Here is a 20,629-nt window from a genome sequence, read left to right as displayed (position 1 = left end):
CGCGAAGTGGGACTGCGCGTTGATCCGGAGCGGGTGGCTGTGGCCAACCGTGTCCTGATCACAACGGCGCTGAACATGCTGTCCCGTATTGACTGGTATTCACGCGTGCCCCTGCAATTCAGGCCATGCGCAGGTTTGGCTGGTCGGCACGGCAATAGGTGTGCGGTTTTCCTGTGCCACGCCCATGTTGACAGGATGATCGCCCAATTGGCGGAATGAAGCGCCCGCGGCTGCGGATTACTGCGCGATTTCTACTTCTGCGGGAGAAATGCAAGCGGCACCGCCGCTTTGTCGTTTCGCTTTGGGCGTCCCTGTGATCTAAGCTGATGTCGCAGGACGAAGGTGGGGACAGCGCGGCCATGGCCGAACGCATCGAAACAGAAAGCCGCAAGCTGCTGGGCCGCTTGCGTGACGCGATGGCGGGGGATGATCCCGGCCAGGCGCGGCTGGACAAGATCACCCACCTGATTGCCGACAGCATCGGGTGCGAAGTGTGCTCGATCTACCTGTTTCGGGACGAAGACACGCTGGAACTGTGTGCCACCGAGGGTCTGAACCCGGATGCTGTGCACCAGACCCGCATGCGGCTGGGCGAAGGGCTGGTGGGGCGGGTTGCGCGGCGACGGCAGGTCGTCAACACCGCTGATGCCCCGAACGCGGGCGGCTTCCGTTACATGCCCGAAACCGGGGAAGAGGTATTTTCCAGCTTTCTGGGCGTACCGATCCAGCGGCTGGGCGACTCGTTGGGCGTACTGGTGGTGCAGTCCAAGCAGGCGCGGGAATTTTCGGCTGACGAAGTCTATGCGCTGGAAGTGGTCGCCATGGTGTTGGCCGAAATGGCCGAACTGGGCGCGTTCGTGGGCGAGGGGGCGGCCATGGGCGCGCGCCATTCGCAGCCGTCCATGTTGCGCGGCACGGTCGCCCAGGAGGGCGTGGCCGAGGGCCATATCTGGCTGCATGAACCGCGGGTGGTCGTCACCAACCCCATTGCCGACGATCCGCATCGCGAACTGGAACGTCTGACCGAGGCGGTCGAGGAATTGCGCGTGGGTGTCGACAAGATGCTGGCGCTGGCGGCTGACAAGGAACAGGCGCAAGTCCTTGAAGCCTATCGCATGTTTGCCAATTCCAAGGGCTGGATGCGGCGCATGCAAGAGGACATCGCGAACGGGCTGAGCGCCGAGGCCGCCGTTGAGAAGGAGCAATCGCTGGCCCGTGCCCGCATGGGGCAGGCGACGGACAATTACCTGCGCGAACGGTTGAGCGATCTGGATGACCTGTCGAACCGCCTGCTGCGCATCCTGACGGGGCAGGGGTCCGATACAGGTGCCGAAATGCCTGCCGATCCGATCCTTGTGGCGCGCAATATCGGCCCTGCCGAATTGCTGGATTACGGGCGGTCGCTTCGGGGTATCATTCTCGAGGCCGGGTCCGTGGGCAGCCATGCGGCCATTGTCGCACGCGCGCTGGCCATCCCGCTGATTGTGCACGCCGAACGCGCCACGCTTGAGGCGCTGAACGGCGACCATGTCATGGTCGATGGCGAACAGGGCATCGTGCATTTGCGCCCTGACGATACGGTTGTGACCGCCTTCCGCGACAAGATGGCGATGCAGGCGGCTGCCGTGGAACGCTATGCCTCGATCCGTGACAAGCCGGCCTGCACCTTGTGCGGATCGACCGTGGCGTTGCACATGAATGCAGGGCTTATGGCGGACCTGCCCTCGCTGGAAGGGTCCGGGGCCGAAGGGGTGGGCCTGTTCCGCACCGAACTGCAGTTTCTGGTGCGCAATCAGATGCCCAAACGGTCCGAACTGTCGGCGCTTTATGCCCGCGTGCTGGACGCGGCGGGTGGCAAGCCGGTGGTGTTTCGCACGCTTGATATCGGGTCGGACAAGGTGCTGCCGTATATGAAGCCCAATGACGAACCGAACCCGGCGCTGGGGTGGCGCGCGATCCGCGTGGGGCTGGACAAGCCCGGCGTGATGCGGATGCAGTTGCAGGCGTTGATCCGCGGTGCGAATGGGCGGCCCCTGACCATCATGTTCCCCTTCGTGGCGCAATACGAGGAATACACCCTGGCCCGCGCCGAGGTGGACAAGGCGCTCGACCGCGAGGCGCGGCTGGGCCATGTGCTGCCGTCCGAGATCAAGGTCGGCGCCATGCTGGAGACCCCCAGCCTGGCCTTTGCGCCCCGGAAATTCTTTGAAGAGGTCGGGTTCCTGTCCATCGGGGGCAATGACCTCAAGCAGTTCTTCTTTGCCGCCGACCGAGAGAACGAACGGGTGCGGCGGCGCTATGACACGCTGAACGTGTCGTTCCTGTCCTTCATCGAACGCATTGTCGAACGCTGCAACCAGACCGACACACCACTGTCCTTTTGTGGCGAGGATGCGGGCCGTCCGGTCGAAGCGCTGTGTTTTGCCGCCATTGGCTTGCGCAGCCTGTCCATGCGCCCAGCCTCTATCGGTCCGGTCAAGTCCTTGTTAAGGCGGTCAAATCTGGATGACGTGCGAAAGGTCATCGCGGATGCGCGCCACAGGGGCGATATGAACGTGCGACCCGCGATTATGGAGTATCTGCGCAGTCAGAGCTGAGGTGATGGATTTCGGTTATGATTCAATCCAGTACGCGGTAAACGTCATGCGTTGCCTCAAGAGGCCTTGACTTATCCACAGGGCCCGCCGCGTGCACTGATCGCCTCGGCACAGCGTGAATTCGAATTGAAAGCGCGGTGGAAAAATTTCAAAAAGCACGCCAAAATTCGGAAATTTCCGCAGTTTAATCAGGTGAAATTTCAAATAACCAATATCTCCCCAAACCCTCCCCAAACTGCAAATTTTCACAAAAAAGGCCGCCACCTGCATCACAGACGGCGGCCAATCTTGTTCAAAAAACGCTTAACGTAGACGCTGTTCGCTCTGGGTATCAAAGAACATCACGCGGTCATCGGCAAAGCTGATGGTGACCTCGGTACCTTCCTCCATCGCCATGTCGCCCTTTGATTCCACAATCAGCCGCTCGCCGGTAGGCGTGGTCAGATAGTCATAGGCCACACCGCCCAACCGCTCGCGGATGTCCAGCTTGATGGGCGACGCGCCCTCGGTCAGTTCCATGTCCTGCGGGCGGACACCCACGGTCACCTCGGTCCCGGCGGCGGGCAGGGCCACGGTTGTGCGGACCACCCGATCGGCCAGGCCGGGTACGCGCACGCCCTCTGCCTCGACCACGCCCCTGACAAAGTTCATGGCGGGCGAGCCGATGAAGCCTGCGACAAACTTGTTGTCCGGGTCCTGATACAGATGCATGGGCGATCCGACCTGCTCGATATACCCGGCGCGCAGGACGACGATCTTGTCGGCCAGCGTCATCGCCTCGACCTGGTCGTGGGTCACGTAGATCATCGTGGTGCCCAATTCCTTGTGCAGGCGGGCAATCTCGACGCGCATGTCGACACGCAATTCGGCATCCAGGTTCGACAACGGCTCGTCAAACAGGAACACTTCGGGACCGCGCACAATCGACCGGCCAATGGCCACGCGCTGACGTTGCCCCCCTGACAGCGCGGCAGGCTTGCGGGCCAGATAGTCGTCCAGCTTCAGGATCTTCGACGCGCCATCGACCTTCTTCTTGATGGTCTCCTTGTCGACGCCATTCATCTTCAGGCCAAAGCCCATGTTTTCCTCGACCGTCATGTGCGGGTAAAGCGCATAGGTCTGGAACACCATCGCCACGCCACGCTCGGCCGGGTCCATATGGGTGACGTCCCGTGCGCCGATGTTGATCTGGCCGTCGCTTGTCTCCTCCAGGCCTGCAATCATGCGCAGCAACGTGGATTTGCCGCAGCCCGACGGGCCGACAAAGACGCAGAACTCGCCGTCTTCAATGGTCAGGTCCACACCGTGAATGACCTGTGTGGCCCCGTATCGCTTGATGGCTTTCTGCAATGTGACGCCGGTCATGGTGTCCTCCCTCGTTTATCTGGCCTTATTGACTTGGAAACTGCCAGTTGGCAGCGGCACCGGCGATATCGCGCGCGGTGGATTGAAGATGCGGCGCAAGCTTGGCCAGATCGGCCAGTGACTTGCGCGCGGTGGACGTGGTGACGCTCAGCGCACCGATGGAACGGCCCGCATCCGACAGGATGGGGGCGGCCACGCAGATGATGCCGGGTTCGTGCTCTTCGCGGTCATAGGCAACGCCATCGCTCCGAATCGCGGCAAACTCGGAACACAGGGAATCGCGGCTGGTGTGGGTGTGGGCGGTATGGGCAAACCACGCCTGCTGGGACAGCGCCACTTCCAGTGCCTCGTCACCCAGGAAGGCCAGCATCGCCTTGCCCACGCCCGTGCAATATCCGGGGCCGACCTTGCCCGCCTGTGAAAACATCTCGAGCGGTTCGGCGGCGTTGCGTTTGTCGACGTACAGAACCTGCCCGCCGTCCATCTGCGCCAGGTGCACCGTCTCTCCGACCTGCGCGCTCAGCGCATCGATAAAGGGGCGCGCAATCGGGGCAAGCGAACTTTGCCGCCATGCCGCATGGGCCAGGCGCACAAGGCGCAAACCGGGGGCATAGGTCTGACGGTCGGTGTCGTATTTCAGCATGCCAAGGGCGGTCAGATTCTGCACCAGGCGGTACAGTGTCGCCTTGGGGTGGGGGGACAGGGACAGCAGTTCGGAAAACCGCACAGGACGTTCCAGCTGGGCCACAAGGTCCAGCACATCCAGCGCCTTGGCAATGGTTCCTTCCCCCGACCGGGGGGCTGCGGTGTTCATCTGTCTCCTCCCAAAGACCGGCGCGACAAAATCTGTTGACCTGCCGCCCAAGTGCCCCGTAGTGTTCCAATAGTTGGAAACCGGTTTCACTATGTGGAACATTCACAAAGCAGGGGCCGGTGTCAAAGAAAAACTGACTTTTCGTCGCCGACAGGAAATTGCACGCTCGGCGGCGGAGCGTAATGGAACCAACGGGAGGAGAACCAATGTTCCTTAATCTGAAAACCGCGGTTGCGGCAATTGCACTGTCGGCTGTGGCCAGCACCGCATTCGCGCGTGATCTGGTCATCAACTTCGATGACCTGAACCCCGGCCCCAAAAAAGGGTTCGAGGATGCAGTGGAGCAGTTCAAGTCGGAAAACCCCGACATCAACGTGATCGTCAACATCAACGACCGCGAAGCGCACAAGACCGCGATCCGCAACTTCCTGACCGCTGACGCGCCTGACGTGACCAGCTGGTATCCCGGCAACCGCATGGCGCCCTTCGTCGATGCGGGCCTGTTCCAGCCCATCGACGACGTGTGGGAAGAAAACGGTTTCAACGAGGATCTGGCCGCGATCAAGGCCACGATGAGCCGCGATGGCAAGATCTGGGGCGTGCCCTACAGCTACTACCAGTGGGGTATCTACTACCGCAAAGACATCTTTGACCTGCTCGAGCTGGAAGAGCCCCAGACCTGGGACGAGCTGCTGGCGGCGTGCGGCAAGATGAAAGAGAACGGCGTGACGCCCTTCACCATCGGCACCAAGTTCCTTTGGACCGCTGCGGGTGTGTTCGACTACATCAACCTGCGCACCAACGGCTATGACGTGCACAACGCGCTGACGGCGGGCGAGATCAAGTATACCGATCCGCGCATTGTCGCCACATTCGACAACTGGGAACAGCTGATCAACGAATGCGGTTTCGTGGACAACCACGCGTCGATGTCCTGGCAGGATGCGATTGCACCCTTCGCCAATGGCGACGCGGCCATGTACGTGATGGGCAACTTCTCGGTCGACGGCTACAAGAACGCGGGTCTGACCGAAGACCAGATCGATTTCATGCCATTCCCGACGATCAACGCGGACGTGCCTCCGGCTGAAGAAGCGCCTGCAGACGCCTTCTTTATCCCCACGAACGCCAAGAACGTCGAAGATGCCAAGAAATTCCTGGCCTTCGTTGCGCGCCCTGATGTGCAGACCCAGTGGAACAAGACCATCGGTCAGCTGCCCATTAACTCCAAGGCCGACATCTCGGATGACAAGTTCATCCAGGAAGGGTTTGCCCTGCTGAACGGCGCCACCGGTCTGGCGCAGTTCTATGACCGCGACGCACCGGCGGCGATGGCCAAGGCGGGCATGGAAGGCTTCCAGGAGTTCATGCTGGATCCGTCCAAGAAAGACGCGATCCTGCAGCGCCTGGATGAGGTTCAAGCCGAGGTTTACTGATCTCCAAGACGTGCGGTGCGCCGTAAAGGCGCACCCTACACCGTAGGGTGTGCGCTCTGCGCGCACCATGCCTCACAACCCGACTTTTACCGCTTAACCTTCTGTAAACAAAAATTAATTTCTGTTTTTTCAAAAGGTTAGACCTGTCCCCGCGGGGACAGATGCCCTCAGACCAGGAGGTTGCCCATGGCAGATGCAGTTGTCACCGACACAGGACCCCGGGGTGAGCCCAGTTGGTTCAGGCGAAACAAGCTGGCCATTTCCCCTTGGATATTCCTGATCCCGGCGCTGATCTTCTTTGCGATCTACGTGGTCATTCCGATCTTCGAATCGCTCTGGCTCAGCCTTTACGAGTGGAACGGCCTCTACGATGCCAACGGCAATTCCACCGCCACATGGGTCGGGTTCGACAACTATGTGAAGCTGTGGGACGATCCCAATTTCTGGACGTCCCTGCGCAACAACATTCTGTGGCTGGTGCTTTACATGCTGGCCGTGCCGCTGGGCCTGTTCATCGCGCTGTTCCTGAACCAGACGGTCACGGGGATGCGGTTTTACAAGTCCATGTTCTTCTTTCCCTTCGTGATCAGCCAAGTCGTTGTGGGCCTGATCTTTGGCTGGTTCTACAACCCGGACTTCGGCGTGGTCGGTACCGTCTGGAAGGCGTTGTTCTGCGAGGAAACGGTCAACATCGTCGGCAACGTCACCTTCAACTGCGCGCGCCCCGTGCCGGACATCCTGTCGAGCCCGGAATGGGCGACCTACGGCATCATCGCCGCCGGTCTGTGGCCGCAGATCGCGTATTGCATGATCCTGTACCTTACGGGGCTGAACAACGTGGCCGCCGACCAGATCGAAGCCGCGCGCCTTGACGGTGCCAAGGGCTGGAAGATGCTGTGGTACGTGGTTGTGCCCCAGCTGAAGCCCGCGACCTTCATTGCTGTGGTGGTGACGGTCATCGGGGCGCTACGGTCGTTCGACATGATCGCGATCATGACACAGGGCGGGCCGTTCGGGTCCACCAACGTTCTGTCGCATTACATGTTCGAGGTTGCGATCTCCGAGTTCGGTGAACGGTACGGGTACGGGTCGTCCGTGGCGACGGTCCTGTTCGGCATCATGCTGTTCTTCATCAGCTACTTCCTGTGGCGCATGTACCAAGACGAGAAGGGGGGCCGCTAAGATGTTTCCGCGTCCTATCGAGAAATCCGGCCCCGGGGCCAAGGCCGCCTATCAGGCCTTTCTGCCCGTCGCATTGATCCTGTGGCTTCTGCCCTTGCTGGCGATTTTCCTGACGTCGATCCGGTCGGCCAAGGACATCAACTCGGGCAACGTGTTTGGTTGGCCTAGCGAGTTTGCCATCATCGAGAACTATACGGCCGTGTTCACCCAATCGGCGGCGGCGCAATACATGTGGAACTCGGTGCTGATCACCGTGCCCACAGTCGCCATCTCGGTCGCCCTTGCCTGCCTCGCGGGCTACGCGCTGGCGATCTATAAGTTCAAGGTGGCGCTGCCGCTGTTCTTCCTGTTCGTGGCGGGCAACTTCATCCCGTTCCAGATCCTGATGGTGCCGGTGCGCGACATGTCCGTGCAGACCGGGCTTTACGACACGATCGCAGGTCAGTTCCTGTTCCATGCGGCCTTCCAAACCGGGTTCTGTACGCTGTTTATGCGTAACTTTATCAAGGCGTTGCCCTTCGACCTTGTGGAATCCGCGCGGATCGAAGGTGTCGCGGAATGGCGCATCTTCTGGTACGTTGTCCTGCCACTGGTCCGGCCCGCGATTGCGGCGCTGGCGGTGCTGATCTTCACCTTTGTCTGGAACGATTTCTTCTGGGCCAACGTGTTGACCCAAGGCGAGAGCGCCAAGCCGATCACGGCGGGTGTGCGCGCGCTGAACGGGCAGTTCGTGAACAACTGGCACCTGGTGTCGGCGGCGTCCTTGCTGGCGGCGATCCCACCTGTGGTATGCTTTTTTCTTATGCAGCGGCACTTTATTGCCGGTCTGACGCTGGGGGCTGTTAAGTGATAAGATGTTGGCGCCTGGATGATGGGCGTCAGTCTTTGGTTCTCGGCTCTGACAGGGGCCGACTGGCGGAGGTTGTCTATTGGGGCCCCCGCCTGCCGGACGAAGAAGACCTGACGACCCTCTATGAGGCCTATACCCTTGATGTGACGGGCGGAATGCTGGATGCGAATCCCGAACTCAGCATCTGCCCGGAAGCGACACGGTCCTTTCCCGGACAGCCCGGCCTGATCATCCGGCACGGGGACGGCACGCCGTTTCTGCCCAAGTTCTGTCTGGAACGGTCGGATGTGGCCGACAATGTGCTGATCCTGACCTACATGGACCAGGACCGGGTGCTGACCTATCGCGCGCGGTTCGCCATCGATCCCGAGACGCATATCATCGAGGCCAGCGCGGAACTGGACGCGATGGAGCCGATGCACCTGCATTGGCTGGCAGCGCCCGTGTTTCCCGCGCCGCAACTGGCCGATGACATGATCGACTTTGCCGGGCGCTGGTGCGGTGAATTCCAGATGAACCGCACGCCCTGGTCGCCCGGTATCCGCTATCGCGAGAACCGGACGGGGCGGACGGGGCACGAACATTTCCCCGGGTTGATTGTGCCCGTGCGCGGCGCAACGAACGCGGCGGGCCATGCCTATGCCTTTCATTATGGTTGGTCCGGTGGCCACCGGATGGTGGCCGAAGAACTGCCCGATGGGCGGCGGCAGATCCAGTTCGGGCATGCGGCGCGGGTTGAGGGGGCGGCGCAAAAGACGTTTGCAACCGGCAAGCTGTATGCCGTGTTCTCGGACGACGGTCTGAACGGGTGTGCGGTGGCGTTCCAGCGCCATCTGCGCGACCGGATCGTGACCTTTCCCCGACCCGATACGCCGCGGCCCGTGCACTATAATTGCTGGGAAGCCGTCTATTTCGACCATAACCTGGATGCGTTGAAAGATATTGCCGAACGCGCCGCAAAGCTGGGCGCGGAGCGGTTTGTTCTGGATGACGGTTGGTTTGGCAATCGCGACGACGACACGCAGGCGCTGTCGGATTGGGAAGTTGATCCGCGCAAGTACCCCGACGGTCTGACCCCGCTGATTGATCATGTGAAATCACTGGGCATGACCTTTGGCATCTGGTTCGAGCCGGAGATGATCAACCAGAATTCGGACATCTTTCGTGCGCATCCAGATTGGGCGTTCGGGGGCGAAGACCAGATCATGGGCCGCCAGCAGATGGCGTTGAACATGGCCCTGCCGGCGGTGCAGTCGTTCCTGTTCGAACGGATCAGTGACATCCTGAGCCGCCACGACATCGAGTATGTGAAATGGGACCACAACCGCGTGCTGCCCATGCCCGATGCCGCCCAGACGCGCGGATCATACACCTTGCTGGACCGGCTGCGGCAGCGGTTCCCGGATGTTGAAATCGAAAGCTGCGCAAGCGGGGGCGGGCGCATCGACTTTGGCATCATGGAGCGAACGCAGCGGGTATGGCTGAGTGACAGCAACGACGCGGTTGAACGGCTGCGTATTCAGCACAACGCGTCGATCTTCTTGCCCATGGCGGTCACCGGGTCGCATGTGGGGCCGCGCACCTGCCACACCTCGGGCCGCACCCTGGACATCCGGTTTCGGGCCTGGGTGGCCGCCCAGCGGCATATGGGGTTCGAAATGGACCCGCGCGAGTTGTCCGACGAAGAAATGCGCGTGCTGACAGACGTCACCGGGTGGTGGAAGCACAACCGCGACTGGATGTACGGTGCGGATATTCTGCGTCTGGACAGTGCAGACCCGGCGGTCTTTGCCGAACAGCATCTGGAACTGGGCGGTGGGCAGTTTGTCGTGTTCGCCGGCAAGGCCGCCACCAGCGACCAGATTGCGCCGCGCCCCTTGCATCTGACCCGGTTGACGCCCGACGCCAAGTACCGCGTCGAGTTGATCAACCGCGAGGATGCCAGCCACTTGTCGCGTGGCCAGAATGCGCTGAAAACCGGCCCGATTGTGGTGAGCGGTTCCTATTTGATGTACCATGGCCTGACGCTGCCATGGAGTTTCCCGGAACGGATGTGGGTGATCAAGGGTGACCTTGCCTGAACCTGCGCAGAAAGAGTGATGCCATGAAAGAGACAGCCACATTCCACGATTTGAACGGCGCATCGGTGTTCATCACCGGGGGCGGGTCGGGCATTGGCGCATCGCTGACGGACGGGTTTCTGGATCAGGGGGCCAGGGTGGCCTTTGTGGGCCGGTCGGACGCGACGGCCTTTTGTGACGAGATGGAGGCCAAGCATGGCGCACGTCCGCTGTTCATGCAGTGCGATATCACCGATACGGACCGATTGAAGGCCTGCATGGACCAGGCGGCAGAGGCCCACGGGCCTGTCACGACGCTGGTCAACAACGCCGCCAATGACAAGCGCCATACCACGGCCGAGGTCGACAGCGACTTTTTCGACTGGATGATGGCGATCAACTTCAAGGCCTATTTCTTTGCCTGTCAGGCGGTGATCCAGGGCATGCGGGCCGCAGGCGGTGGATCCATCATCAACTTTTCATCGATCAGCTACATGATGGGGAATGCGGGCTATCCGCTGTATACCGGGGCGAATGCCGGCATCAACGGGATGACACGGTCGCTTGCGCGCGAATTTGGGCCCGATCGCATCCGTGTGAATGCCCTGGCCCCTGGTTGGGTGTTGACGCAAAAGCAGCTGGACCAGTGGGCGACGCCCGAAGGTCTGGCGGCCCATATGGAGCGTCAGTGTTTGAAAGACCATCTGGAGCCGGATGATATTGTCGGTGCTACCTTGTTCCTGGCCTCGGGCACGTCGAAGATGATGACCGGCCAGTCCCTGGTGATTGATGGTGGTGTGGTGGTGACCGGCTGATGGCAGATGTTGCGTGGATTGCTGTGGATTGGGGGACGTCGCATGTCCGTGCGTGGGTGATGCGCGCGGATGGGGTCGTTCTGGATCGACGGATGTCCGCGCAAGGGATGGGCACGCTGGACCGGGGCGGGTTCGAGCCTGCCTTGCGCGCGTTGGTCGGTGATGTGTTGCCTGCGCCTGTGCTGGCTTGCGGGATGGTCGGGTCGCGGCAGGGCTGGGCCGAAGCGCCCTATGCCGCGGTGCCTTGTGCGCCGCCCTCTGCGACCGAGGCGGTTCAGGTTGCGGGCACCGATCTGGATGTCCGCATTCTGCCCGGCGTGAAACAGGGGCGGCCTGCGGATGTGATGCGCGGGGAAGAGACGCAGATTTCCGGGTATCTGGCCACGTCCCCCGGCTTTGACGGGGTGATCTGCCTGCCCGGCACCCACACCAAGTGGGCGCATGTGAGCGCGGGCGAGATTGTGAGTTTCCGCACCGCCATGACGGGCGAGATGTTTGCCCTGCTGTCGGAACGGTCCGTGCTGCGCCATTCCATGGGCGAGGGGTGGGATGCCGAGGCCTTTGCTGCTGGTGTGGATCAGTCGCTGTCGCGGCCCGAAGGGTTGGCGGCGGCGCTGTTTTCCTTGCGGGCCGAAGGCCTGTTGGACGGGTTGGACGGAGACATTGCACGTGCGCGTCTGTCGGGCCTTCTGGTCGGGGCGGAGCTGGCGGCGATGCGGCCCTATTGGCTGGGCCAGCAGGTTGCGCTGATCGGGGCGGAACGGCTGTCGGCGGCCTATGCCGACGCATTGCAGACACAGGGCGTGCCCACCCAGATCGCGGGCGCGGAAGAGATGACATTGGCAGGCCTGACGGCCGCCTACACGCAGATTTACGGAGAGGCCGCATGAGCCGAGAGATCATTGCCATCCTGCGCGGGATCACCCCGGATGAGGCTGTGCCGGTCGCCGATGCGCTGGTCGCGTCGGGCATCACCCGTATCGAGGTGCCGCTGAATTCGCCTGATCCCTTTGACAGCATTGGCAAGTTGCTGGATGCGCACAAGGACGCGGCAATGATCGGCGCGGGCACCGTTCTGGACGTGCGTGATGTCGAGCGGCTGCACGACATGGGTGCGCATATGGTTGTATCGCCGGACGCGAACGCCAGCGTCATTGTCGCGACCAAGCAGGCAGGCATGATGTCCTTCCCCGGTGTGATGACCCCAACGGAGTGCTTTGCCGCGCTGCACGCGGGGGCCGATGGGCTGAAACTGTTTCCGGCGTCCCTGCTCGGGATCGAGGGGTTGAAGGCCATCGGCGCGGTCTTGCCCAAAGGGACCAGGACCTATGCCGTGGGCGGTGTTGGCCCTGCCAATTTCGCGGATTGGTTCGCGGCGGGTGTCACGGGCTTTGGCATCGGGTCGGCCCTTTACAAACCCGGCATGTCGGTGGCGGATGTCGCCAGCCGGGCCGCGGACATGGTGGCGGCCTACGACGCGGGCGCGTGATGCAGGTCTTTGACGATCATGCCTGTGCTTTGGGCGAGGGGCCGATGTGGCACCCGGAACGGGGCGAGCTTTTCTGGTTCGATATTCTGGGCAAACAGATGATGTCCAAAGGCGCGCGCCGCGCGTCCTGGGATTTCGATGAACATGTGTCTGCCTGTGGCTGGGTGGACCGGGACACGCTGCTGATGGCGTCATCATCCGGCCTGTGGCGGTTCGACATTCCGACCGGAGATCGTGACCTGGTGGCCGCGCTTGAGGCCGACAATCCGGTCACGCGGTCCAATGACGGGCGCGCCGATCCGCAGGGCGGGTTCTGGATCGGGACGATGGGCGTGCAGGCCGAACCCTTTGCCGGGGCGATCTATCGCTACTTCCGGGGTGAGCTGCGTCAACTGTTTGACCGGATCACGATTTCGAACGCGATCTGTTTTGCGCCGGATGGCAGGTGCGCCTATTTCGCGGACACGTTTTCGCAAAAAATTCAGAAGGTTGCCTTGGATGCTGACGGCTGGCCCACGGGTGCGCCGGAGGTGTTTGTGGATCTGCGCAAGGATGGGCTGAACCCGGACGGCGCGGTCGTGGACGCAGAGGGCAACCTGTGGAACGCGCAATGGGGGGCGGGCCGCGTGGCCTGCTATGGGCCGAACGGTGTGTTCCTGCACGCCATCGACGTGCCGGCCCGCCAGGCGAGTTGCCCGGCCTTCGGCGGGCATGACGCCACGACGCTGTTCGTCACGACCGCAGCAGACGGGCTGGACGAGGCGGAGGGAGGGAAAACCTTTTACGGACCCGCAGGCACAAATGGCCAGCGCGAACATCGGGTGATCCTATGAAACGAACACTTGGGGTATGCTATTACCCCGAACACTGGCCCGAGACGCGATGGGCCGAGGATGCGCAGCGCATGGCGGATCTGGGCCTGACCTGGGTACGGATCGGTGAATTCGCGTGGAAGCGGATGGAACCGCGCGAAGGCGATTACCAGTGGGGTTGGCTGGACCGCGCCATTGACACGCTGGGGCGGGCCGGACTGAAGGTTGTGCTGGGCACACCCACGGCCACACCGCCCAAATGGGTGTGCAAGAAGCATCCCGACATGTTTGCGGTGGATGCGCAGGGCCATGTGCGCGGCTATGGGTCGCGCCGGCATTACTGTTTTTCCCATCAAGGGTTTCTGGAGGAAAGCCGCAGGATCGTGCGCGCCATGGCCGACCGCTATGGCCGCAACCCCCATGTGGCGGCGTGGCAGACGGACAATGAATACGGGTGTCATGATACGGTGCTCAGCTATTCGAACGCTGCCCGTGACCGGTTTCGCGACTGGTTGCGTGGACAGTTTCCGGGGCAGGGGAACGATGGTGACATCAATGCGCTGAACGCCGCATGGGGCAATGTGTTCTGGTCGATGGACTATGACGATTTTGACGAGATCGGCCTGCCCAACCTGACGGTTACCGAACCGAACCCAGCCCATGTGCACGCCTTTCGCCGGTTTGCCAGCGACGAAGTCGTCGCCTTCAACAAGGCGCAGGTCGACATCATTCGCAGGTTTTCCGACGCGCCCATTGCCCACAATTACATGGGCCGCGTGACCGAATTCGATCACTTCAAGGTTGGCGATGATCTGGATATCGCGTCCTGGGACAGTTATCCGCTGGGGTTTCTGGAGGACCGTGTCGGGGCGGATCCCGGCCATCAACGTGTTTATGCGCGCCAGGGTGACCCGGATTTTCAGGCGTTTCACCATGATCTGTACCGGGCCGTCGGCAAGGGCCGCTGGTGGATCATGGAACAGCAACCCGGCCCGGTGAACTGGGCACCCTACAACCCGTCACCGCTGCCCGGCATGGTGCGCCTGTGGTCCTGGGAGGCCTTTGCCCACGGGGCCGAAGCGGTCTGTTACTTTCGCTGGCGGCAAGCCCCTTTTGCGCAGGAACAAATGCATGCGGGGCTTTTGCGGCCTGATTCCGCCGAAGCCGAAGCCTTTGCCGAGGCCCGTGATGTGATGGCCGAGTTGTCAGACGCGCCTGACGTGGCCCCCGCACAGGCGCCGGTTGCGATCCTGTTTGACTATGATGCGGATTGGGCGTGGTCCGTGCAGCCGCATGGCGCAGGTCTGAGTTACTTTGGGTTGGTGTTTGACTGGTATCGGGCCTGTCGCAAGCTGGGCCTGTCCATGGACATCCTGCCGCCTGATACGCGCCGCTTCGATGGCTATGAATTGGTGGTGGTGCCGGGCATGATGCACATGCCGGATGACTTGAAGGTCGCGCTGCAAAATTCTGATACGCAAGTTATTTTAGGTCCACGCACTGCTGCGCGGGATGGCGATTTCAACATTCCCACACCGTTGCCGCCCGCGTGGCCCGGCAGCGATCTGACCGTCAGTCGCGTGCAATCCATGCGGCCCGATCTGCCGGTTCCCATACAGGGAGGTGGGCAGGTCATTGGCTATCTCGAGCAGTTGGAGGGCACGGGCGACAGTGTCATGACAGCCGATGACGGGGCCTTTGTTGCGGTGCGCTGTGCCGATCATGTGGCATATGTCGGGGGCTGGGGCGACGACGTGATGCACATGCGTCTGATCGAGACGTTGGCGCCGGGCCTGGATGTGGAGCGGATGCCAGAGGGGGTGCGCCGCCGTGACACCGGCACCGAGCGGTTCTGGTTTAATTATTCGGATCGGCCTGTGCAGGTCGCGGGTCACACGCTGCCCCCGGCGGGCGTTTTGCGCCAGTCGAGATAAGGGCGTTGCGGCCGCTGCATCGGGCGTCATATATATTTCATGGAATCATGAAATAGAATGACCCCATGCTGCTCGACCAACTCTCGACCCTGAGCCATCCCGAACGGATGCGCGTGTTTCGCCTGCTGATGCGGCGCTGCCCTGACGCGGTGCCTGCCGGCGAGGTGGCGCAGGTGCTGGGGTTCAAGCCGTCGACCACGTCGGTCTATCTGGCGGCCCTGCACAAGGCGGGGCTGATCCAGCAGTCACGCGCGGGCACGTCCCTGCGCTATGCCGCCGATCTGGGGGGTGCCCGCGAGATGGTGGCGCAGCTGTTTCTGGACTGTTGCAATGGGCGGCCCGACCTGTGTCCGCCTGCAATGGTTGATCCGAACACAAGGATGGGTCCCATGTCTGACCAAAAGCACACTGTCTTGTTCATTTGTACCGGCAATTCGGCCCGGTCGATCATCGCCGAAGCGATCATGCGCCACACGGCGGGGGACCGGTTCAAGGTGTTCTCTGCGGGGACGCGGCCAACGTCCGAACTCAACCCCTTTGCCGTCGAGATGCTGAAACAAAAGGGCATCGACCCGGGCGATTTGCGTGCCAAGAACGTCGCCGAGTTTCAGGGCCCTGATGCCCCGCATCTGGATTTCGTGTTCACCGTCTGCGATCTGGCCGCGAACGAGGAGTGCGCCCCCTGGGACGGCCAGCCCATCAGCGCGCATTGGGGCCTGCCTGACCCGGTAAAGGCAGAGGGCACAGACGCGGAAAAGCGTCTGGCGTTCCAGCAAACCTATGGTGCAATGCGCAACCGCATTTCCGCTTTCACAGCGCTGCCGCTTGAAACGCTCAGCCGCGCGTCGTTGCAACAAGAGGTCGATCAGATCGGCCGGACCAAGGACCACTAGATGACAACTTATGCGCTGAACGGCCTGGGCCGTATCGGAAAACTGGCGTTGAAGCCTCTGCTTGAACGTGGATGCGAGATAGCCTTCGTGAACGACGCCCTGGGCGATCCGGCGATGCATGCGCACCTGCTGGAGTTTGACACCGTGCATGGGCGCTGGGATGCGGAATTTGCGGCGGATGAGCAGAGCATCAGCATCAACGGCACCCGTATCCCCGCACTGTCCACGCGCCGGATCGAAGGTTTGCCGCTGGACGGTGTGGATGTGGTCATCGACTGCACGGGAGTTTTCAAGACCGAAGCCGCGCTTGCGCCGTACTTTGCGGCTGGCGTGAAGAAGGTTGTCGTGTCGGCGCCGGTCAAGGATGGCGACACTGCGAACATCGTTTACGGGGTGAATAGCGACGCCTATGTCGGGCAATCAATTGTGACGGCTGCATCCTGTACGACCAATTGCTTGGCGCCTGTTGTTAAAGTGATACATGAGGGTATCGGGATTGCCCACGGGTCAATCACGACCATCCATGACGTGACCAATACACAGACCATTGTGGACCGCCCTGCCAAGGATCTGCGGCGCGCACGCTCGGCGCTGAATTCGCTGATCCCGACCACCACCGGCTCGGCCACGGCCATCACGCTGATCTATCCCGAACTGACCGGCAAGCTGAACGGACATGCGGTGCGGGTGCCGCTGCTGAACGCCTCGCTGACGGATTGCGTGTTCGAAGTGACGCGGCCCACGACGGTTGAAGAGGTCAATGGCCTGTTCGAAACCGCGGCCAATGGACCGCTGCGGGGGATCCTTGGGTACGAAACCCGGCCCCTGGTGTCGACCGACTATGTCAACGATGCGCGGTCGTCCATCGTGGATGCGCCCAGCACCATGGTCGTGAACGGGACCCAGGTAAAAATCTATGCCTGGTATGACAACGAATGGGGCTATGCCCACCGGCTGGTTGATGTTGCGCAGATGGTGGGGGCCAGTCTTTGACCCGACCGGAAGGTTTTGCCGCCTATGTCGCGGTGACGGCCGCCTATTGGGCCTTCATGCTGACCGATGGCGCGCTGCGCATGCTGGTGCTGCTGCACTTCAACAGCCTGGGCTTTTCGCCGGTACACCTGGCGTATCTGTTTGTGCTGTACGAGATCGCCGGGGTCGTGACGAACCTGAGCGCGGGTTGGATTGCGGCGCGGTTTGGTCTGACATCGACCCTGTATGTGGGCCTCGGGTTGCAGGTTGTGGCCCTTCTGGCGCTGACCCAACTTGATCCGGCCTGGTCCATCGCTGCGTCCGTGGCCTTTGTGATGGCGGTTCAGGGGCTGTCCGGCGTCGCCAAGGACCTGGCCAAGATGTCGTCGAAATCCGCGGTAAAGCTGTTGGCCCCGGCCGAAGGCGACGGGCTGTTTCGGTGGGTTGCGCTGCTGACCGGATCAAAAAACGCCGTGAAGGGCCTTGGGTTTCTGCTGGGGGCCGGGGCGCTTGCGCTGTTCGGGTTCGTGCCGTCGGTTCTGGGTATGGCCGCGATACTTGGCCTGATCCTGATCGTGGTCTTGGTGCGAATGCCCGCGGGTCTGCCCGGCGGCCGCAAGGATGCAAAGTTCAAGGACGTGCTGTCCAAGAACCCGCGTATCAACTGGTTGAGTGCGGCGCGTGTGTTTCTGTTTGGGGCACGGGACGTGTGGTTTGTGGTGGGGATCCCGATCTACTTTTATTCGGTGCTGAGCGATGGCAGCCCCGAAGGCCAGCGCGCCGCATTCTTCATGATCGGCATTTTCATGGCCGTTTGGGTGATCCTGTATGGTGCTGTTCAGGCCAAGGCGCCATCGCTTTTGGGCAGCGCCCGGCGCAGCGAGGCGGATTTGGCCGGTGCGGCACGGTTTTGGGTCGGGACGTTGTTCTTTGTGCCTGCCGCCTTGGCGACAGCGGTTTGGCTGGTGGGCACCCCCACCTTGTGGCTGACCGGTGTCGTGGTCGTGGGGCTGCTGATCTTCGGGGTGCTTTTTGCGCTGAATTCATCCCTGCATTCCTACCTTATCCTCGCATTCACGGATGCAAAACGGGTCACGATGGATGTGGGATTTTACTATATGGCGAACGCGGCAGGGCGGTTGATTGGAACGGTTCTGTCCGGACTGACTTACCAGTTGGGCGGCGTGCCGCTGTGCCTGGCAACGGCCGCGGTGATGATTTTGCTAAGCTGGCTGTCCATTGGGCGCATCAGCCAAACCGTTGCATCCACCCCAGCGTAGCATCCGTATCCCCAATCGGTTTGTATTCCGCACCCAGGGGGTGGGGCCAATCGCCAAGTGCCTCGAAGATGGTGGCATAATCCAGTTCCCCGTGATCCGGTGCCCCCCGGTCGGGGACGGATGCAAACTGGATATGGCCGATGATGTCCGACAGGTCCGACAGTCGGGTCAGGATATCCCCTTCGGTACGGCCCACGTGGTAGCAATCGAACATCAGCCTGAGGTTTGGTGCCGCCACCTCGTTCAGGATGGCGCGGGCCTGGTCCGTTGTCTGCAGGAAGTAGCCCGGCGCGTCATGGCGGTTCAGCGGTTCGATCAGGATGGTTCTGCCGGTGGCCGCGCACGCATAGCGCAGGTTTTCGGCAAAGGTCGCGTGCGCGGCGGGTCCGCTGGCAAAGCCGGACATGACGTGGATTGCGCCGGCCTGCACCGTATCGGCATATGCAATCGCCTGGTCGATTGCCGCCTGCGCGTCCTGTGTCCGACCGGGCAGGGCGGCAAGGCCATTTTCACCCGCGCCCACATCGCCGCGTGAAGTGTTGAGGCCCAGCATGGGCAGGCCTGTGGCATCGAGCGCCGCGCGCACATCCCGCGCCGGAGTGTCGTAGGGCCAGTGGCATTCGACCGCATGAAACCCTGCCGCCTTGGCCGCGTGGATCGCATCGGGCAGTGGGCGATCCTTCCATAGAAAGCCGAGATTGGCCGAGAATTTCATGTGTCGTCTCCGGGCAGCGCCAGGCTGGCGTTGCGGGCATAGACCTTGGCGACGGCGGCGTCATCCTCGCCACCAAGGCCCATGCCCGCCGCTGCGATGAATTGTTGCAATGCGGCTGCCGTGATGGGGGCGGAAAAGCTGGCAGATTTGGCGATGTCGAGAACGATGCCGAGATCCTTGGGCCAGATGTTGACCGATGAATGAGGCGTGTAGTCGCCCGCCACGATATGCGGCGCGCGGTTTTCCAGCATCCAGGAAGTGCCTGCGCATTTCGAGATCACGTTCAGGAACTGGTCCGGCGCGACCCCTTGGGTCATGCCGAAGGTCAGCGCCTCGGCCATGGTGGCGATATGCACACCGGCCAGCAACTGGTTGACGGCTTTCATGGCTGACCCCGGGCCTGCGTGGTCACCCAGTTCAAAGACCGTTTCCGCCATCGCATCAAGCGCCGGTTGGGCGGCAGCGAAGGCCGCGGGTGTGCCTGCGGCCATCATCGTCAGCGCCCCCTGCGCCGCCTTCACGGACCCGCCCGAGATCGGCGCGTCGAGATAGTGGACCCCATGGGCCTGACAGCGGTTTTCCATGTCCCGGGCAAAGTCCGGCGGCACGGTGGCACAGCCGATCACGCAGGCGCCGGGTTTCAGACGGGCGACAATACCTGCGTCGCCAAACAGGACCGTTTCGGTTTGCGCCGCGTTCAGAACCACCGTCACGACCGTGTCGAGTGTGCCTGCGATGTCGGACAGGGCGCCCGGTGTGCCGCCCTCTGATTGGAACCGCGCGACGGCGTCGGGGTTGATATCGAACCCGTGCGTGATGTGGCCTGCAGCCAGGCAGGATTGCGCCATGCCATAGCCCATGGAGCCGAGGCCGAAGACGGCGGTTACATTGGGCATTGCGCTCTCCTGTCTTGTGGGTCGGCGCCATCATGGGCATGGCAGGCCAAAGGGCAAGGCCCTCGGAACAGGTGCTTTTCCTTGGCAAGCACCGCCGCCGGCGCGCGGTTTGCCATTCCCGGCCGGGCCCGCACGATCCTGACATGCAACTTTGCCATGACCCTTTGAGCCCCAGGGTTGTGTGCCATTTCCTTGTTGAACTGGCCGATGCACAGCGTGTTCCACGCCGTCATGCGACACATTCATTGCGCTTGTGCCGATCGTTACGACCGTATGCAGTGCTGATGCGGGCGCAGACTGCGCCCGTCTTGACGCGGTGCGTGCAATGGAACGGTCGCAGCCCGCGCACGCGCTGCAAGACATCATGACCCTCGCCGCTGGCGGTTTCGCCCGGGCCATGGTGCGCGTCAGCATTTCCTGCAAGCAGGGGATGGGCTCGGCCCGGTATTTGGACATGATCGCCCGGGGTTGGCACCAACGCGCCGTCCCGGCAGGGCCCCGTTGAGCGCCTGCGTCGGC

17 protein-coding genes are annotated in these 20,629 nt (G+C 62.0%); 13 read left to right on the top strand and 4 right to left on the bottom strand.

Annotated elements, in window-relative coordinates; genetic code table 11:
- Positions 1-359 precede the first annotated feature (359 nt).
- Positions 360-2,597, top strand: a complete 2,238-nt coding sequence (gene ptsP / locus Q0844_RS05895; RefSeq protein WP_299045218.1) for a phosphoenolpyruvate--protein phosphotransferase — start codon at positions 360-362, stop codon at positions 2,595-2,597.
- Between the two features lie 303 nt (positions 2,598-2,900).
- Here ptsP and ugpC read toward each other — a convergent pair whose 3' ends face one another.
- Both ugpC and Q0844_RS05885 read right to left on the bottom strand, forming a co-directional pair.
- A complete protein-coding gene (ugpC, locus tag Q0844_RS05890) occupies positions 2,901-3,962 on the bottom strand; it encodes a sn-glycerol-3-phosphate ABC transporter ATP-binding protein UgpC (protein ID WP_299043019.1) in 1,062 nt (353 codons plus the stop codon).
- 25 nt (positions 3,963-3,987) lie between these two features.
- Positions 3,988-4,776: an IclR family transcriptional regulator gene (locus Q0844_RS05885; protein ID WP_299043017.1), complete on the bottom strand. Its 789-nt coding sequence runs from the start codon at positions 4,774-4,776 to the stop codon at positions 3,988-3,990.
- A gap of 206 nt (positions 4,777-4,982) precedes the next feature.
- Between Q0844_RS05885 and Q0844_RS05880 the strand changes: the two genes are divergently transcribed.
- The 12 genes from Q0844_RS05880 (at position 4,983) to arsJ (ending at position 18,499) form a co-directional block, all read left to right on the top strand.
- Entirely contained in the window at positions 4,983-6,212 is a 1,230-nt protein-coding gene (locus tag Q0844_RS05880; RefSeq protein WP_299043016.1) for an extracellular solute-binding protein, read from the top strand.
- Positions 6,213-6,398: 186 nt separating this feature from the next.
- Positions 6,399-7,394, top strand: a complete 996-nt coding sequence (locus Q0844_RS05875; protein WP_299043014.1) for a sugar ABC transporter permease — start codon at positions 6,399-6,401, stop codon at positions 7,392-7,394.
- Position 7,395: 1 nt separating this feature from the next.
- Positions 7,396-8,244 carry a carbohydrate ABC transporter permease gene (locus Q0844_RS05870; protein ID WP_299043012.1) on the top strand — a complete coding sequence of 283 codons (849 nt, stop codon included), beginning with the start codon at positions 7,396-7,398 and terminating at the stop codon, positions 8,242-8,244.
- Positions 8,241-10,325: an alpha-galactosidase gene (locus Q0844_RS05865; protein WP_299043010.1), complete on the top strand. Its 2,085-nt coding sequence runs from the start codon at positions 8,241-8,243 to the stop codon at positions 10,323-10,325. Before Q0844_RS05870 ends, Q0844_RS05865 begins: the two co-directional genes overlap by 4 nt.
- Positions 10,326-10,348: 23 nt before the next feature.
- A complete protein-coding gene (locus tag Q0844_RS05860) occupies positions 10,349-11,119 on the top strand; it encodes an SDR family oxidoreductase (protein WP_299043008.1) in 771 nt (256 codons plus the stop codon).
- Positions 11,119-12,009: a 2-dehydro-3-deoxygalactonokinase gene (locus Q0844_RS05855; RefSeq protein ID WP_299043007.1), complete on the top strand. Its 891-nt coding sequence runs from the start codon at positions 11,119-11,121 to the stop codon at positions 12,007-12,009. The genes Q0844_RS05860 and Q0844_RS05855 overlap by 1 nt, the downstream gene beginning before the upstream one ends.
- The gene (locus Q0844_RS05850; RefSeq protein WP_299043005.1) at positions 12,006-12,608 is read left to right on the top strand and encodes a 2-dehydro-3-deoxy-6-phosphogalactonate aldolase; all 603 of its coding nucleotides are present in this window, start codon (positions 12,006-12,008) and stop codon (positions 12,606-12,608) included. The genes Q0844_RS05855 and Q0844_RS05850 overlap by 4 nt, the downstream gene beginning before the upstream one ends.
- Positions 12,608-13,441 (top strand): SMP-30/gluconolactonase/LRE family protein, encoded by an 834-nt coding sequence (locus Q0844_RS05845; RefSeq protein ID WP_299043003.1) that lies wholly within the window; start codon positions 12,608-12,610, stop codon positions 13,439-13,441. The genes Q0844_RS05850 and Q0844_RS05845 overlap by 1 nt, the downstream gene beginning before the upstream one ends.
- A complete protein-coding gene (locus tag Q0844_RS05840) occupies positions 13,438-15,354 on the top strand; it encodes a beta-galactosidase (RefSeq protein ID WP_299043001.1) in 1,917 nt (638 codons plus the stop codon). The genes Q0844_RS05845 and Q0844_RS05840 overlap by 4 nt, the downstream gene beginning before the upstream one ends.
- 65 nt (positions 15,355-15,419) lie before the next feature.
- Entirely contained in the window at positions 15,420-16,247 is an 828-nt protein-coding gene (locus tag Q0844_RS05835; protein WP_299043000.1) for a helix-turn-helix domain-containing protein, read from the top strand.
- Complete coding sequence (locus Q0844_RS05830; RefSeq protein WP_299042998.1) at positions 16,248-17,240, top strand: ArsJ-associated glyceraldehyde-3-phosphate dehydrogenase; 993 nt, start codon at positions 16,248-16,250, stop codon at positions 17,238-17,240.
- Positions 17,237-18,499: an organoarsenical effux MFS transporter ArsJ gene (gene arsJ / locus Q0844_RS05825; protein WP_299042997.1), complete on the top strand. Its 1,263-nt coding sequence runs from the start codon at positions 17,237-17,239 to the stop codon at positions 18,497-18,499. The genes Q0844_RS05830 and arsJ overlap by 4 nt, the downstream gene beginning before the upstream one ends.
- Here arsJ and Q0844_RS05820 read toward each other — a convergent pair.
- Together Q0844_RS05820 and ltnD are read right to left on the bottom strand one after the other, a co-directional pair.
- On the bottom strand, positions 18,468-19,214 hold the full coding sequence (locus Q0844_RS05820; RefSeq protein ID WP_299042996.1) for a TIM barrel protein: 747 nt from the start codon (positions 19,212-19,214) through the stop codon (positions 18,468-18,470). The two genes, arsJ and Q0844_RS05820, sit on opposite strands and share 32 nt — an antisense overlap.
- Positions 19,211-20,110 carry an L-threonate dehydrogenase gene (ltnD, locus tag Q0844_RS05815; protein ID WP_299042995.1) on the bottom strand — a complete coding sequence of 300 codons (900 nt, stop codon included), beginning with the start codon at positions 20,108-20,110 and terminating at the stop codon, positions 19,211-19,213. The genes Q0844_RS05820 and ltnD overlap by 4 nt, the downstream gene beginning before the upstream one ends.
- Positions 20,111-20,629: the final 519 nt, after the last annotated feature.

Origin of the sequence: uncultured Tateyamaria sp., assembly GCF_947503465.1 — a bacterium.
In the GTDB taxonomy this organism is placed as follows: domain Bacteria; phylum Pseudomonadota; class Alphaproteobacteria; order Rhodobacterales; family Rhodobacteraceae; genus Tateyamaria.
Note: the sequence above shows the minus strand (reverse complement) of the source record. Positions and strands in the feature narration are given on the sequence as shown.

What these genes read in the sequence shown, in the direction of transcription:
- Q0844_RS05850 (WP_299043005.1), top strand. Translation starts at nt 12,006, where the DNA reads ATGAGCCGAGAGATCATTGCCATCCTGCGCGGGATCACCCCGGATGAG.
- Q0844_RS05855 (WP_299043007.1), top strand. Translation starts at nt 11,119, where the DNA reads ATGGCAGATGTTGCGTGGATTGCTGTGGATTGGGGGACGTCGCATGTC.
- Q0844_RS05830 (WP_299042998.1), top strand. Translation starts at nt 16,248, where the DNA reads ATGACAACTTATGCGCTGAACGGCCTGGGCCGTATCGGAAAACTGGCG.
- ugpC (WP_299043019.1), bottom strand. Translation starts at nt 3,962, where the DNA reads ATGACCGGCGTCACATTGCAGAAAGCCATCAAGCGATACGGGGCCACA.
- Q0844_RS05840 (WP_299043001.1), top strand. Translation starts at nt 13,438, where the DNA reads ATGAAACGAACACTTGGGGTATGCTATTACCCCGAACACTGGCCCGAG.
- Q0844_RS05870 (WP_299043012.1), top strand. Translation starts at nt 7,396, where the DNA reads ATGTTTCCGCGTCCTATCGAGAAATCCGGCCCCGGGGCCAAGGCCGCC.
- Q0844_RS05820 (WP_299042996.1), bottom strand. Translation starts at nt 19,214, where the DNA reads ATGAAATTCTCGGCCAATCTCGGCTTTCTATGGAAGGATCGCCCACTG.
- Q0844_RS05860 (WP_299043008.1), top strand. Translation starts at nt 10,349, where the DNA reads ATGAAAGAGACAGCCACATTCCACGATTTGAACGGCGCATCGGTGTTC.
- Q0844_RS05885 (WP_299043017.1), bottom strand. Translation starts at nt 4,776, where the DNA reads ATGAACACCGCAGCCCCCCGGTCGGGGGAAGGAACCATTGCCAAGGCG.
- Q0844_RS05845 (WP_299043003.1), top strand. Translation starts at nt 12,608, where the DNA reads ATGCAGGTCTTTGACGATCATGCCTGTGCTTTGGGCGAGGGGCCGATG.
- Q0844_RS05880 (WP_299043016.1), top strand. Translation starts at nt 4,983, where the DNA reads ATGTTCCTTAATCTGAAAACCGCGGTTGCGGCAATTGCACTGTCGGCT.
- ltnD (WP_299042995.1), bottom strand. Translation starts at nt 20,110, where the DNA reads ATGCCCAATGTAACCGCCGTCTTCGGCCTCGGCTCCATGGGCTATGGC.
- Q0844_RS05835 (WP_299043000.1), top strand. Translation starts at nt 15,420, where the DNA reads ATGCTGCTCGACCAACTCTCGACCCTGAGCCATCCCGAACGGATGCGC.
- Q0844_RS05875 (WP_299043014.1), top strand. Translation starts at nt 6,399, where the DNA reads ATGGCAGATGCAGTTGTCACCGACACAGGACCCCGGGGTGAGCCCAGT.
- ptsP (WP_299045218.1), top strand. Translation starts at nt 360, where the DNA reads ATGGCCGAACGCATCGAAACAGAAAGCCGCAAGCTGCTGGGCCGCTTG.